We start from the raw sequence: 14522 nt of genomic DNA on the forward strand, positions 1-14522 counted from the left end.
CTCTGAACCGTCAGCGAACCGCGGTGTAGGGGTTGCCCCTGATTCATCCCTGACTCCACTGTGCTCACGGGTGCCGACCTTTTCCGAGTAACTACCGTGCTTACGGCGTAATAGCTCCGTCGAGAAAGGACCTCTAGTGACTGCTATGACATCAGCCGCGGCGCCGTCGAGCGCCTTCCCTGTCCGCACCGGGCGCCCGGCGCGTGCGTTGGCGAGTCGCTGGATGGCGCGGGGTCGGAAGCCCGCACGTCGGGCCGCGCCTGCGGAAGCCCGTCCCCTGAGAGCCCCTGCACCGAGGCGCCTCTACCTCATGCTGTGGGCAGCTGCCCTGCTCACGCCGGCCGTCTTCCTTGCACCGGCTGGCCTCGTCTCCAGCCGCGGCTACAGCGGGGAGTCCGAGCTCGTGGCGGCCTCAGAATCGGCCTTCCTCCACGCCGACCTGTCGGGTCCCGTGGCTGACTCGCAGGCGCTGGCCGAGCTGACCGCCTTGTGGCGGGAGTTCCACCTCCTCAAGGCGGTCATCGCCGGCCTGCTGGTGCTGGCTCTCGTGGGGCTGGCCTCGACAGTGCGCTGTCGGGTGGAGGCCGCCGGACGCGGTCGTCGCCGGTGGCTCCTGCTGTCGGTCTACAGCGGGGTGATCGTCTGGCTCCTCGGAGCGCTCACCGTCCTGCTCGCGAACGTGCAGGGCGCGGCCGCTCCATTCGCGTCAGTGGCGTCGCTGCTGCCGGCCGCCCATGCAACAGGTGAGCTGGAGGTGGTTCTGAGCCACCTGCGGGAGGTCGTGCCGTCCGGGACGCCCTCACCCGCTGGAGGCATCGCGAGCCAGCTCCTGGGCGACTTCACGCTCTACCATGCGGTGTTCGCGGTCCTGGCTGCTGCGACGGGCAGCTTGCTCTCCGCCGTGGCCCTGCGCGCGGTCTGGCGCCGATGGCGTCTCCGTGGGCCGGACCGGTCCCCACAGCAGACGTGGCTCGTCCAAACCATCTTGTATGGCGCTTCCGGAGGCCTCTTCCTGTTGCTGGCACTGGCGAACGTGAGCACGTCGGTGCACCCGGTGCCCGCGCTCCTGGCCTCCCTCGGGGGCGGCTGACGGCGCGCGTCGTTACTCAAGGGTCACCCACCCAGCCGTCGCGCATGGCGCGAACACCACGAAGGCGATTACCTGGTCGGGCGTCATTTCGCCGCGAGACAGGCGCTAGCCATGGTGGCGGCGCGCCCTGCTGATCAGGAAGCAATCGACGATTATTTGTCGGCATCCGCTGAGAGACTCACTACATGCCGAGGTCGCCGCGCATCGAGCCTCCCGGCGACGTGGTCGCCCGAGTTGCCTCCACGGCTCTGGCACTCCCCGAGGCCTATGAGGAGGACGCCTGGACCGGCGTGAGGTGGCGGGTCCGGAGCAAGACCTTTGCGCACGTCCTGGTCGCCCAGGAGGGCTACACATCGGCCTACCGCGACGTCACCGGTGTGACCGAGCCAACCACCGTGCTGACCTTCCGGTCATCTGGCGACGAGCTGGCGGCCCTGACCCATGCCGGACCGCCGTTCTACCAGCCACCATGGTCGCCCACCGCCGTCGGCATGGTCCTCGACAAGGACACCGACTGGGACGAGGTGGCCGAACTCGTGACCGAGAGCTACCGGTGTAGCGCTCCTCAGAGGCTGAGGGGGCGGCTAAGAGGGTAGGTGCATGCCATCTGTAGGGCCCAAACACCCGTGACCGCCGGGTGGTGCGTCGTGATCACGCCGGGGAACGTCACCCCTCGCCTACGTCCTTGCGCCGCGAGCAGGGCGGTCGGGTATGTACGCGGCGGTCAGCTCGGCAACAGCGGGCACGGCAGAGGGTCGCCACGAATGGGGTTCGAGGCGCACGATGAGAACGTGGAGACTTGGGACGCCCTGCGGGCGAGACGAAATGTTCGGCATTTCACTGAGCAGCCAATCCCCGACGAGGCGCTCGACCGCATCCTCGAGGCCGGGCGGCGTGCCCCGTCGGCGGGTAACTGGCAGCCCTGGGATTTCGTGCTCGTCACGGATCGAGCGCAGCTGGTCGAGCTGGCGAAGGTCTGGCAGGGGGCGCAGCATGTCGCCGGAGCGGCTGCCGCGATCGCGATCGTCGCTCCCGAGCCGAAGGACGCTCGGCAGTCAGAGCTGCTCCAGTACGACCTCGGCCAAGCCACCTATGCGATGACCATCGCCGCCGCCGACCTGGGTGTCGGCACAGGCCATGCCGCAGCCGCTGACCAGGACCAGGCCAGGAACGTTCTGGGGTTTCCTGAGGGACGATTCCTGGCCTACATGCTCTCGGTCGGTTATCCGTCGGACAAGCCGTTGGCCGTGATCAACCGGCTGAACCGACGCCCCTTCGACGAGGTCGTGCACCGCGGAGCGTGGTGACCGGCGCGACGCCGCAAGCAAGGCCGACGTCATGGTCGAGCATCAGCAGGAGCAGCTCGCCCGGTGCACCATCGTCATCAATCCCAGGACCAAGCTGACCCGCCAAGATTCGGCTCGCCGTTGACGTGCGAAAGGTCAGCGGCCGCAGCGACTTGCACCTCCGCCCCGTCGACGTCCGGTGTCAGCCAGGGAGGCCGCGGAGCAGGTCGTCGATGACGTCCTGCGGGTCCTCGAGCCCCACCGAGATACGGACCGTGCCGTCGGTGATGCCGACTGCGGCCCGCGCCTCGGGCGTCAGACGGCGGTGCGTCGTGGTCGCCGGGTGGGTGACCATCGACTTGGCGTCACCGAGGTTGTTGCTGATGTCGACCACCCGCAACGCGTTCATCAGGGCGAAGGCCTCGGCCTTGCCGCCGTCGAGCTCGAACGTCACGACCGTGCCGCCACCGAGCATCTGCCGCTGCGCCAGCTTGTGCTGGGGGTGCGACGGCAACCAGGGGTAGAGCACCGTGGTGACCGACGGGTGGGCGTCCAGCGCCTGCGCGACGGCGAGGGCGTTGGCGGCCTGCTGGCGCACACGCAGGCTCAGCGTCTCCAGGCCCTTGACGAGCACCCACGCATTGAACGGCGACATGGCCGGACCGGTGTGCCGCATGAGGTTCTTCACCGGCCCGTTGACGAACTCGGACGTCCCGAGCACCGCGCCGCCCAGGGTGCGGCCCTGCCCGTCGATGTGCTTGGTGGCGGAGTAGACGACGACGTCGGCGCCGTGGTCCAGCGGCTTGGAGAACACCGGGGTGCCGAAGACGTTGTCGACCACGACCTGCGCCCCGGCGGCGTGGGCCAGGTCGGACACCGCCCGCATGTCGACGAGCTCCTGCATGGGGTTGCTCGGGGTCTCGAAGAAGACCGCCTGCGTCGGCACGGACAGGGCCTCGCGCCACTGGTCGAGGTCGGGCCCGTCGACGAACACGGTCTCCACGCCCCAGCGCGGCAGGATCTCGTCGAGGATCACGAAGCACGACCCGAACAGTCCCCGCGAGGAGACGACCCGGTCCCCCTGGCCCAACAGGGCGGCCAGCGCTACGAACACCGCCGACATGCCCGAGGCCGTGGCGAAGCACGCCTCGGCGCCCTCGAGCTGACGCAGCCGCTCCTCGAACATCGACACCGTCGGGTTGCCGTAGCGGGAGTAGATGAAGTGGTCGACCTCGTCCTTGAACGCCGCCTCGGCCTGCTCGGCGCTCTCGTAGACGAACCCCGAGGTGAGGAACAGCGCCTCGGACGTCTCGTCGAAGTTGGTGCGGCTCAGTCCCCCGCGGACTGCGACCGTGTCCGGGCGGAACGACACGGGCTCGCTCATCCCTGCCTCCACGGCAGCCCGGAGTTCTTCCACCCGGACACCGCGCGGTGGCCCTGGTCGTCGTGCGGACCCTCGAAGCCCTCGGTGATGTTGTAGCTGGGCTCGAGGCTGGCCCCCGTGGCCGCCTCGGCCGCCGCGACCGACCGGACGCCGGAGCGGCACAGGAAGTAGATCGGGGCGCCGTCGGGCAGGCCCGCGTCGCGCAGCTGCTCGACGAAGTCCCCATTCACCGCACCGTCCGGGAAGCGTTGCCACTCCACGCAGACGACCTTCTTGCCGACGGCGGTGAGGTCGGGCAGACCGACGTAGTTCCACTCGGCGCTGGTGCGCACGTCGACGAGGACGGCGTCGTCGTCGGCTGCCAGCGCGGCATACGCCTCGCGAGGCGCCACATCTCCTGCGTAGCTCATGGGCCAAGGGTAGGACGGACCGCCACATGGCGAGACGACCCTGCCACATGGTGGGCGGGTCGTCTCGGGCGTGACCGACCTACGTGCGGTTGGTGAAGGCCACCGAGACGTTGCCGTCCGGCCAGACCTCGAGCGCAGTGAGCGAGCCGGGTGCCGCTGCCAGCCGCCAGATCTTGTCGTGCGGGATCCCCAGCACGTGCGCGAGGACCACCATGATCGGCTTGCGGTGGCAGACGACGACCGTGGTGCCGCCCGCGGCGACCACCCGCTCGAACGCAGCCAGGACACGCTCGGCCAGCTCGAGGTGGGTCTCCCCACCGGGACGGGCGTATGCCGCGTCGCTACGCATGCGCGCCAGCTCGGCGGCCTGCTCGCGGGCGAGGTCGTGGACGCTCGCGCCGTCCCAGTCGCCGAAGGCCTGCTCGTCCCAGTCGGCGTCCTGTTCGGCGTCGACGCCGATGGTGGCGCCGACGGCGGCCCCGGTCTGCACCGCGCGAACCAGCGACGAGGTCACCACCCTGGCCGATGATCCGGCCAGGAGGTGGGCGACGGCAGCGCCAGCGGCGCGCGCCTGCGCGCGCCCGGTCTCGTTGAGCGACGGGTCGGACCCGCCCCGCCCGTCGAGGCGTGCGTGCGTGGTGAAGTCGGTGACACCGTGTCGTACGAGGACCACGCGGGTCGGGGTGCCCTGACCGGCTGTCGGGACCGGTGCTGCCGTCCCGGGAGCCGGATCGATGATCTCGTCCACGAGCTCGGCGGCCGACGGGTCAGGTCCGCCCACAGCGCCGGGCTCGGACTCGGGCTCGGGCTCGGGCTCCCCCACCATCCGGTCGATGGTCCGGCCGTCCATCCCCTTGTTGGACAGGGCGTCCGCGTCCTTGTTCTTCTCGCGCGGGATCCAGGTGTAGGACACCGAGCCACCACCGCGGCTGATGAGGCCGGCGAGCTCACGGGCCTCGAGGGCGAGCCTGCGCATGTCCTCGTGCTTGATCTTCCAGCGCCCTGACATCTGCTCCACGACGAGCTTGGAGTCCATCTTGGCCTCGATGTCGGCGGCCGGGTCGATCCGCTGGGCAGCGCGCAGGCCGGCGATCAGGCCGGAGTACTCCGCGACGTTGTTGGACGCCTTGCCCAGGGGCGCAGCACCCTCCCAGAGGACGCGGCCGGTGGAGGGGTCACGGACGAGGGCGCCGTAGCCGGCGACCCCGGGGTTGCCCCGGGAGCCGCCGTCGGCCTCGACGACGAGCGGTCGACCCACCGCTCAGAGGCCGGACTCGGAGGTGCGGACCAGGATCCGGCGGCACTCCTCGCACCGCAGCACCTCGTCGTCGGGGGCCGCCTTGATCCGGCTCATCTCCACGTTGTTGAGCTCGAGCTGGCAACCGCCGCAACGCCTCTGGCGCAAGGCTGCTGCTGCGAGCCCGCCCGTCTGGGTGCGGATCTTCTCGTAGAGCGCGACGAGGTCGGCACCCACGCCCGCCACCGTGTCGGCGCGGGGGGAGGCGACCTTGGCCGCCTCGGCCTCGAAGTCCTTGAGCGCGTCGTCCCTGGCCGCCGTCGCCTTCTCCAGCTCAGCGGTCAGTGCGGTCCGTTCGGCCTCGAGGCGGGTGACGTCCGCCTCCGCCCCCTCGGCGCGCTCCATGATCTCGATCTCGACGTCCTCGAGCTCGCCCTGGCGACGGTGCAGGGAGTCCAGCTCGTGCTGGAGCGCCTGCAGGTCCTTGGCGGTGCCGGTGCCGGCGTCGAGGCGGGCCTGGTTGCGGGCCGCGCGGTCCCGGACGAGCTGGACGTCGGTCTCGGCCTTGGCCACCTCGCGCTGGATGTCACCCAGCACGGTCTGGGCCCGGACCAGGTCGGAGTCCAGTGCTGCTGCGCGCTGCTCGAGCACGAGCAACGCGGCGCGCTGGGGCAGGTTCTTGGTCGCGTGGGCGATCTGGTCGAGACGGGTGTCGATCGCCTGCAGGTCCAGGAGCCTCCACTGACGGGACGGGTCGGCTTTCAGGACGTACCTCCGGGCGGCTCGGCACCGACGACGAAATCCCAGGGGTCGGTGCGCAGTGTGGAAATGTGCGTCTCCACTCTAGAGGCCGCAGGGTCTGCGTCGGCAAGCGCGGCCTCCAGCCGCCGGGCAGCCCCGGCGAGCCAGAGCGACTCGGTGGCCCAGTGGCCCGCGTCGACGAGGTACGGCGCCCCGCCCCGGGCCTCCTCGCGGGCCTCCAGGACGGGGTGGTGCCGCAGGTCGGCGGTGACGAAGACGTCGGCTCCCGACGCCCGGACGTGGTCGAACATGTCGTCGCCCGCGCCGCCCATCGCGGCGACCCTCCGCACCTGTGCGTCCGGCGGTCCCGCGACCCGGACGCCGCCCGCCGAGGGCGGCAGGGCGGCATACAGGGCTGCCGTGAACGCGGCCAGGCTCGTGGGGGCGCGCAGGTCGCCGACCCGGCCGAGGGGCTGCCCCTCGACGACCGCGAGCGGCTCGGTGTCGGTGAGCCCGCAGGCGGTCGCGAGGGCGTCGTTGACGCCGGGCTGGGCGACATCGGCGTTGGTGTGGGCGACGTAGAGGGCGATGTCGTGCACGACCAGCGCCGTGACGCCGGCGCCCTTGGCCGTCGAGGTGGCCACGCTGTGGACGCCCTTGAGCAGCAGCGGGTGGTGGGTCACCAGGAGGTCGGCGCCCAGCCCGCGGGCCTCCTCGATGACGGCCAGCGTCGGGTCGACCGCGAACAGGACCCGCTCCACCCGTTGCTCCGCGTCGCCGGTGACCAGGCCCACCTGGTCCCAGGACTGGGCGGTGGATGGCGGGTAGAAGCCGTCGAGGACCCGGACGACGTCGGCGAGGCTGGGGTGCACGTGGGCCCGGCCGGGCTCGAACCGACGACACCCGCGGTGTAAACGCGGTGCTCTACCAACTGAGCTACAGGCCCCTGCGCGGGCGGTCGCACCGGCCGCGCGGCGCCATTGTGTCAGGCCAGCTGGCGCAGCGCCTCGTGGTAGCCGGTGAAGTCGCGCGCCTGGCCGATCTCGTTGACCAGGGACCAGCGGATGACGCCCTCGCGGTCGATGAGGAAGGTGCCCCGCACCGCCGCCCCGGCGCCCTCGTGGAGCACACCGAAGGACTGCGCCACGGCGCCGTGCGGCCAGAAGTCCGACAGGAGCGGGAAGAAGTACCCCTCCTTGTCGGCCCAGGCCCGCTGGGTGAACATGTGGTCGGTGGAGATGCCGAGCACCTGGACGTCGTCGGAGACGAAGGCGCCGAGGTTGTCGCGGATCTCGCAGAGCTCGCCGGTGCAGATGCCCGAGAAGGCGAACGGGTAGAAGACGACGACGACGCACTTGTCGCCCCGGAACGAGGACAGCGTGACGTCCTGTCCGTTCTGGTCCTTGAGGGTGAAGTCGGGTGCGGTGTCGCCGACAGCGAGCGGTGAGGTCATGGCTGGCAGTCTGCCAGCGAACTCACCGGCGGGCCGACTTGGGGGCGACGAGCCTCGTCGCGGTCCAGTCCTCGCAGGCGTTGATGGTCCCGGACGTGTGGAGGCCGCCGGTGGTGGCCGCCTCCTCGATGTCACTGGCCTGGACGTGCCCGGGTCGTCCTGCCTTGGGGGTGAGGATGACGATGAAGGCACCGTCAGCCAGGTTGGTCAGGGCGTCGACGACCGCGTCGACGAGGTCGCCATCTCCCTCGCGCCACCAGATGAGGACGGAGTCGGCCACATCGCCGTAGTCCTCGTCCTCGAGCTCGGTGCCGGTGAGGTCCTCGATGGCGAAGCGGAGGTCGTCATCGACGTCCGAGTCGTAGCCGAATTCCTGGATCACCTGACCTGCGGTGAACCCCAGACGGTCGGCCCCACCGTGCGGCGCCGCCTGTGCGGACGTGCTCACGTGCCTTCTCCTGTTCCTCGCCGTCGACCTCGGTGGTCGTGGACTGTGGCGCACAGTCCACTCTGTCCGGGCCGATTGCGCAACCAGCTCCACGGAATCGCCGCAGATCAGTCGACATGTGGACCGCCGTCAGCTCGACCGGCGGGCCAGCCCGGACCGCTCGACCTGCTCCTGCAGCAGGACCTCGGCCGCGTGGAGGTCGAGGTGGGCCACGACCGGGCTGACCGGTCCCGGGGTCGACACCAGGTGTACAGACGCGACGCCCTGCGAGCGCTGGAGCGGACCCTGCGACACCTTCAGCGACTGCACGCGAGCGTGGGGGACGAACTGCGCCACCCGCCACAGCCGTCCGCGCCGGGTCACCAGGACGTCGGGGGCGACGGTGTAGCCCCGACGTCGCCACCCGACGGGGTCGAGCCTTCGCGCTCGGGTCGTCGCTGCGGTGAAGCCATAGGTCGCGCCCTCCCCCAGCATGGCGGCTGCGGCGACGTCGCGCGTGGCCCCCGGGAGCACCAGCACGAGGACGGCCAGGACCTCCTCGAAGGTGCCCACGGGCAGCAGCACGGTCTCGGTGGCGTCCTCGTCGTGCCCGGCTCCGGCGACGTTCATCCGCAGCCGCCACCACCCGGTGAGCCGCCAGGGCAGCGGCTGGCTGACCTCGACGGCCTGGATCCGGTGCAGCGGCACCGTGGTCGTCCGCAGGTCCGTGAGGCCGTGCCTGATGCGCAGCCGGTCACCGGTGTGCAGCAGCTCGAAGTTGCACTCGTGCAGGAGCCGCTTGACCTGGGTGCTGCCGAGCCCCAGGACGGTCGGGCCGAGCCACGCCACCATCCCACCGACGCCGGCGACCAGGAACCCGAGCAGGGCGGGCACCGCCAGGACGAGGAAGACGCTGTGGCCGTTGTAGAGCACGGACTGGACGACGCGGGCGTTGGGCACGAGCACGACGCGACGACCCGGGGCAGCCACCGGTGTGCTGTCGGGTGTGATGTCGGTAGGGCCGGCGGACGCGGACGCGGTCGTCGCCGTGGACTCGGTCGACGCCGTGGACTCGGTCGACGTCGTCGATGCGGTGTCGGCCGTGCTGGCGAGCGTCATGAGCTGCTCGCGGACCTCCTGGGCCCGGGAGTCGGCGAGGAACGACAGCTTGAGCTGGGAGTTTTTCCCGCCCGCGGACTGGACCACGACCTCCGAGAGACCGGTGAGGCGGGCCAGCAGGGGGCGACCGACGTCGACGGCCTGGATGCGGTCGAACCGCACCTGCCGGTGCTGGCGGAAGACGAAGCCGGTGCGCAGCTCGATGAGCGTGCTCCCGACGCGGTAGCGCGAGAAGCGCCACGACAGCCAGGCCCCGGCGACGATGGCCAGCAGCACCCCCAGCACGACCAGCGCGGCCCAGCCGAGGTGACCCTGGGTCGGGTCGTCGCCACCGGCACCGAAGAGGGTGTCGAGCTGTTGGGAGACCAGGTAGGCGACGACCGCGGTGAAGGCGAGACCGCCGCGCAGCAGGGGCGACAAGGGGTGCAGGTGCGCCCACTGCTCCTCGCCCGCCGGCACGGGGTGGCTCACAGGCCCGCCCGCTGCGACTCCCCACGAGCGGCCAGCCGCTCGCGCAACCGCTCGGCCTCGCCCGTGGGGAGGCCCGGGATCTGTCCGCCACTGTCCGGCGAGGCGGTGTGCAGCTCGACGGTAGCCATGTCGAACCGCCGCTCCAGCGGTCCGGACTGCACGTCGACGTACTGCAGCCGGCCGTACGGCACCGAGACGACCGAGCGGAACAACCGGCCACGGCGTACGACGAGCTCCTCGAGGCCCTCGGCCCAGCTGATCGCCGAGACCTGGCGCCCGACCAGCCACCAACCCCACAGCCCGGCGGCGGCGGCCAGCGCGACCCCGACCCAGAACCAGGTCCAGACGAACACCGCCAGGACCGCGAGGACGACGAGGAGCGGGGCGAGCACCAGCACGAGCACCAGGTGCCGCGCGGTGGCGAGACGCTGCGACACCGGCTGCCACGGCATACCGGTGTCGTCGTAGAGCCGGACCGAGGCAGCGGCCGGGCGACTGCCGAGGGCGCTCCCCCGATCCGGTTCCGGAAGGGGCTGCGGGGGCGTGGTGCTCACGCCCTCAAACCTATCCGCCGAAGAGCTTGGCGGCCTTGAGAATCGTCTGCCACAGGCCGTAGGCCAGTGGGGTGCCGACCACCAGCCAGGCCGCGGTGACGACGAGTGGGCTGGTCGTCACGGCGGAGTGGCCCGAGTGGGTGGTGTCGGGGGCGGTCGAACGAGTGTCGCTCATCGCAGTGCTCCTTCGTCGACCTTGGCATCCGCCAGTCCAGGCTCGCCCGTGGCGCTGCTGGACCTGGCCGATCGACAGGTGCACCGCGAGCGCTGCCGGCGGGATGAGCCACGTGCTGTATCCGGGTCCGGCCACCGAGCGGCTGCGGTCGAGCATCGACATGCACATACCTTCTTGTACGCGGCACATGCCCCACAGCAGGACGAAGTGGGGCCAGGAACCGCAGGAGACGCTCCCCCTGCCGGCACCCAACCGCGCGGCAACCGGGAGCCGGTCACCCTGGGAGCAGGGCGGACGAGCTGGCGGGGCGACTGGGCCGGGCACGCGCGGGCCGGGCGCGCGGGCCGGGCGAGCGGGCGGTCGTCGCGCCGCATACCGTGGCGCCATGGGCAGGGTGACGCAGCGAACTCCGGCGATCCGTCTCGAGGTGACCGCCGACGGCGTGGTGACCCGGTCGCGACCCGACACGGTCGCGGTCGAGGAGCCGTTGGAGATGAGGGTCGACGGCACGTCGATCTCGGTGACCATGCGCACCCCGGGCGACGACTTCGACCTCACCCTGGGCTACTTGCTCACGGAGGGCGTGCTGCGGCACGGCACCGACGTGGCGCAGATGATGCACTGCCTGGACGAGGACGAGAACGGCTCCCCCACCTACAACGTCGTCGACGTGACCCTCGCGCCCGACGTCACCGTCGACCTGTCGCGCAGCGAGCGCAACCAGTACACGACCAGCGCGTGCGGGGTGTGTGGCAAGACGAGCATCGAGGCGATCACCACCCACCGCCCGTATGCCGTCGACACCGACGCCGTGCGCCTCTCCCCCGCGGTCCTCACTGGGTTGCCCGACGTCCTGCGGACGCGGCAGAAGGTGTTCGACAAGACCGGTGGCCTGCACGCCGCAGGGCTGTTCACCCCCGAGGGCGAGGCCCTGGTGGTGCGCGAGGACGTCGGCCGGCACAACGCCGTCGACAAGGTGATCGGCTGGGCCGGACGCGCGGGACGGCTGCCCCTGGCCGGGCACGTCCTCGTCGTGAGCGGACGCGCGAGCTTCGAGCTCGTGCAGAAGGCCGTGATGGCCGGCATCCCGGCGCTCGTGGCGGTGTCCGCGCCGTCCTCGCTGGCGGTCGGGCTGGCCCGGGAGGCCGGCCTGACGCTCGTCGGTTTCGCCCGGGCACCGCGGCTGACCGTCTACGCCGGTGAGCACCGGCTCGACCTCGGCTGAGCGTCCATCTCGGCCCGGTTCACGCATATATCTGCGCCCGCGCTCCGGATACTGGCCAGTAGCCCGGACCGGGTTGTGACCGACGCCTCCAGAGGGGGGAAGATGGAGCCCGGTCGCAGGCAACCCCGCGACCGTGGCGCGAGAAAGGACCCACGACCGTGGCCGCACGCGAGGAAGCCGGACCCATTCTCAACGGCATCCCCAGCCAGCTCCCGGACATCGACCCCGATGAGACCCAGGAATGGCTCGACTCCCTCGACGGAGTCATCGAGGAGGGCGGACGCCAGCGGGCCCGCTACGTGATGCTCAAGCTGCTCGAGCGCGCTCGGGAGATGCAGGTCGGGGTGCCGTCCCTGACGGCGACCGACTACATCAACACGATCAGCCCCGAGGCCGAGCCCTGGTTCCCCGGCGACGAGGAGGTTGAGCGCCGCTACCGCGCCTACCTGCGCTGGAACGCCGGCGTCATGGTGCACCGCGCACAGGCTCCCGGCATCGGTGTCGGTGGCCACATCTCCACGTACGCCTCGGCCGCCACCCTCTACGAGGTGGGCTTCAACCACTTCTGGCGCGGCGCGGACCACCCCGGCGGTGGCGACCAGGTCTTCTTCCAGGGCCACGCCTCCCCCGGCATGTACGCCCGTGCGTTCCTCGAGGGTCGTCTCTCCGAGGACCAGCTCGACGGGTTCCGCCAGGAGCACAGCCACGTCGTGGCCGGTGAGCCGCTCGCGCTCCCGTCCTACCCGCACCCGCGCCTCATGCCGGACTTCTGGCAGTTCCCGACCGTGTCGATGGGCATCGGCCCGATGAACGCGATCTACCAGGCGCAGTTCAACAAATACCTGCACAACCGTGGCATCAAGGACACCAGCCAGCAGCACGTCTGGGCGTTCCTCGGCGACGGCGAGATGGACGAGCCCGAGTCCCGTGGCTTGCTGCAGCTCGCAGCCGGCGAGGAGCTCGACAACCTCACCTTCGTCATCAACTGCAACCTGCAGCGCCTCGACGGCCCGGTCCGCGGCAACGGCAAGATCATCCAGGAGCTCGAGTCGTTCTTCCGCGGTGCGGGCTGGAACGTCATCAAGGTCGTCTGGGGCCGTGGTTGGGACCCGCTCCTCGCGGCCGACCGCGACGGCGCCCTCGCCAACCTCATGAACACCACGAGCGACGGCGACTACCAGACCTTCCGCGCCAACGACGGCAAGTACGTGCGCGAGCACTTCTTCGGCCGCGACCCGCGCACCCGCGACATGGTCAAGGACTGGTCCGACGAGGACGTCTGGTGGAAGCTCAAGCGTGGTGGCCACGACTACCGCAAGGTGTTCGCCGCCTACCAGGCCGCGATGAACCACAACGGCCAGCCGACCGTCATCCTCGCGAAGACGATCAAGGGCTACGGACTCGGCAGCCACTTCGCCGGCCGCAACGCCACGCACCAGATGAAGAAGTTCACCCTCGACGACCTCAAGGGCCTGCGCGACAGCCTGAAGATCCCAGTCAGCGACGAGCAGCTCGAGAAGGACCCGTACCGTCCGCCGTACTTCCACCCCGGTGCGGACGACCCGACGATCCAGTACCTGCGCGAGCGTCGCGAGAAGCTCGGTGGCCCGCTGCCCATCCGTCGCGTGCAGCACGAGCCGCTGAAGCTGCCGGACGCGTCGGCCTACGACATCGTCAAGAAGGGCACCGGCAAGCAGCAGGTCGCCACGACGATGGCGTTCGTGCGACTGCTCAAGGAGCTCATGCGCGACAAGGAGTTCGGCAAGCGCGTCGTGCCGATCATCCCCGACGAGGCCCGCACGTTCGGCATGGACTCGTTCTTCCCGACGATCAAGATCTACAACCCCCACGGGCAGAACTACACCTCCGTCGACGCCGAGCTGATGCTGGCCTACAAGGAGGCCAAGGACGGCCAGATCCTGCACCTCGGCATCAACGAGGCGGGCTCGATGGCGGCATTCACGGCGGCCGGCACGTCCTACGCCACGCACGGCGAGCCGATGGTCCCGATCTACGTCTTCTACTCGATGTTCGGCTTCCAGCGCACCGGCGACTCGATCTGGGCAGCTGCCGACCAGATGTCGCGCGGCTTCCTCATCGGCGCCACCGCCGGTCGCACCACCCTCACCGGTGAGGGCCTGCAGCACGCCGACGGCCACAGCCCCATCCTAGCGGCGACCAACCCCGCGGTCGTGTCCTACGACCCGGCGTTCGCCTTCGAGATCGGCCACATCATGCAGGACGGGCTGCGCCGGATGTACGGCGACAACCCGGAGAACGTCATCTACTACGTGACGGTCTACAACGAGCCGATGAGCCAGCCGGCCGAGCCGGCGGACGTCGACAGCGAGGGCATCCTCAAGGGCATGCACCTGTTCGCCCCGGGCAGCACCGAGGGCGTGGGCGACGAGGCACCGCGCGTGCAGCTGCTCGCCTCCGGTGTCGGGGTGCCGTGGGTGCTCGAGGCCCAGGAGCTGCTGCGGGGCGACTGGGGCGTCGTCGCCGACGTCTGGTCGGTGACCTCGTGGACCGAGCTGCGTCGTGACGGTCTCGCCTGCGACGAGCAGGCGTTCCTGCACCCCGACGAGGAGCGTCGCGTCCCCTACGTCACCCAGCGCCTGAAGGACGCCCGCGGCCCCGTCGTCGCGGTCTCGGACTACATGCGCCAGGTGCAGGACCAGATCCAGCAGTGGGTGCCCGGCGACTTCGCGTCGCTCGGTGCGGACGGCTTCGGCTTCTCCGACACCCGCCCGGCGGCTCGTCGCTACTTCCACATCGACGGCCCCTCGGTCGCAGTGCGGGCGCTGCAGATGCTCGCCGCGCGTGGCGAGATCGACGCGGACATCCCTCGTCAGGCGGCGTCCCGCTACCGCCTGCTCGACGTCACGGCCGGCACCTCGGGCAACGCGGGCGGCGAGAGCTGACCTTCGCAATTCCCTTGTGACACAAC

15 protein-coding genes and 1 tRNA gene are annotated in these 14522 nt (G+C 70.6%); 5 read left to right on the top strand and 11 right to left on the bottom strand.

Translation table 11 applies throughout. The features are described from left to right. The first annotated feature begins 310 nt into the window (after window positions 1-310). The 3 genes from ABEG17_RS00075 to ABEG17_RS00085 all read left to right on the top strand — a co-directional run bounded on the left by ABEG17_RS00075 (window position 311) and on the right by ABEG17_RS00085 (window position 2397). Window positions 311-1090, top strand: a complete 780-nt coding sequence (locus ABEG17_RS00075) for a hypothetical protein (protein ID WP_406831215.1) — start codon at window positions 311-313, stop codon at window positions 1088-1090. Window positions 1091-1275: 185 nt separating this feature from the next. After that, on the top strand, window positions 1276-1686 hold the full coding sequence (locus ABEG17_RS00080; RefSeq protein WP_406831216.1) for an MmcQ/YjbR family DNA-binding protein: 411 nt from the start codon (window positions 1276-1278) through the stop codon (window positions 1684-1686). Between the two features lie 168 nt (window positions 1687-1854). Then, window positions 1855-2397, top strand: a complete 543-nt coding sequence (locus ABEG17_RS00085; RefSeq protein WP_406831217.1) for a nitroreductase family protein — start codon at window positions 1855-1857, stop codon at window positions 2395-2397. Between the two features lie 181 nt (window positions 2398-2578). On the opposite strand, the gene ABEG17_RS00090 is transcribed toward ABEG17_RS00085, so the two are convergent. From ABEG17_RS00090 to ABEG17_RS00140, 11 genes are all read right to left on the bottom strand, one after another. Beyond that, the gene (locus ABEG17_RS00090) at window positions 2579-3760 is read right to left on the bottom strand and encodes an O-succinylhomoserine sulfhydrylase (RefSeq protein ID WP_406831218.1); all 1182 of its coding nucleotides are present in this window, start codon (window positions 3758-3760) and stop codon (window positions 2579-2581) included. Then, window positions 3757-4170 (bottom strand): rhodanese-like domain-containing protein, encoded by a 414-nt coding sequence (locus ABEG17_RS00095; RefSeq protein WP_406831219.1) that lies wholly within the window; start codon window positions 4168-4170, stop codon window positions 3757-3759. The genes ABEG17_RS00090 and ABEG17_RS00095 overlap by 4 nt, the downstream gene beginning before the upstream one ends. Before the next feature lie 79 nt (window positions 4171-4249). Further along, window positions 4250-5428, bottom strand: coding sequence for a bifunctional RNase H/acid phosphatase (locus ABEG17_RS00100; RefSeq protein WP_406831220.1), 1179 nt, complete (start codon window positions 5426-5428; stop codon window positions 4250-4252). A gap of 3 nt (window positions 5429-5431) precedes the next feature. After that, complete coding sequence (locus ABEG17_RS00105; RefSeq protein ID WP_406833243.1) at window positions 5432-6058, bottom strand: zinc ribbon domain-containing protein; 627 nt, start codon at window positions 6056-6058, stop codon at window positions 5432-5434. Window positions 6059-6168: 110 nt separating this feature from the next. Next, window positions 6169-7020 carry a Nif3-like dinuclear metal center hexameric protein gene (locus ABEG17_RS00110; RefSeq protein WP_406831221.1) on the bottom strand — a complete coding sequence of 284 codons (852 nt, stop codon included), beginning with the start codon at window positions 7018-7020 and terminating at the stop codon, window positions 6169-6171. 1 nt (window position 7021) lies between these two features. Beyond that, window positions 7022-7094 (bottom strand) — tRNA-Val (locus ABEG17_RS00115). Between the two features lie 39 nt (window positions 7095-7133). Then, window positions 7134-7601: a peroxiredoxin gene (locus ABEG17_RS00120; RefSeq protein ID WP_406831222.1), complete on the bottom strand. Its 468-nt coding sequence runs from the start codon at window positions 7599-7601 to the stop codon at window positions 7134-7136. A gap of 22 nt (window positions 7602-7623) precedes the next feature. After that, window positions 7624-8049, bottom strand: a complete 426-nt coding sequence (locus ABEG17_RS00125; protein WP_406831223.1) for a DUF3052 domain-containing protein — start codon at window positions 8047-8049, stop codon at window positions 7624-7626. Window positions 8050-8178: 129 nt separating this feature from the next. Next, window positions 8179-9618, bottom strand: coding sequence for a PH domain-containing protein (locus ABEG17_RS00130; protein ID WP_406831224.1), 1440 nt, complete (start codon window positions 9616-9618; stop codon window positions 8179-8181). Continuing rightward, a complete protein-coding gene (locus ABEG17_RS00135) occupies window positions 9615-10172 on the bottom strand; it encodes a PH domain-containing protein (RefSeq protein WP_406831225.1) in 558 nt (185 codons plus the stop codon). The genes ABEG17_RS00130 and ABEG17_RS00135 overlap by 4 nt, the downstream gene beginning before the upstream one ends. A gap of 10 nt (window positions 10173-10182) precedes the next feature. Continuing rightward, window positions 10183-10347, bottom strand: a complete 165-nt coding sequence (locus ABEG17_RS00140) for a hypothetical protein (protein WP_406833249.1) — start codon at window positions 10345-10347, stop codon at window positions 10183-10185. Window positions 10348-10732: 385 nt separating this feature from the next. On the opposite strand from ABEG17_RS00140, the gene fdhD reads away from it, so the two are divergent. Continuing rightward, entirely contained in the window at window positions 10733-11572 is an 840-nt protein-coding gene (gene fdhD / locus ABEG17_RS00145; protein WP_406831226.1) for a formate dehydrogenase accessory sulfurtransferase FdhD, read from the top strand. A gap of 158 nt (window positions 11573-11730) precedes the next feature. After that, complete coding sequence (gene aceE / locus ABEG17_RS00150; protein ID WP_406831227.1) at window positions 11731-14496, top strand: pyruvate dehydrogenase (acetyl-transferring), homodimeric type; 2766 nt, start codon at window positions 11731-11733, stop codon at window positions 14494-14496. The last annotated feature ends 26 nt before the right edge of the window (window positions 14497-14522 follow it).

Origin of the sequence: Pedococcus sp. KACC 23699 (assembly GCF_045348425.1) — a bacterium.
Taxonomy (GTDB): Bacteria; Actinomycetota; Actinomycetes; order Actinomycetales; family Dermatophilaceae; genus Pedococcus.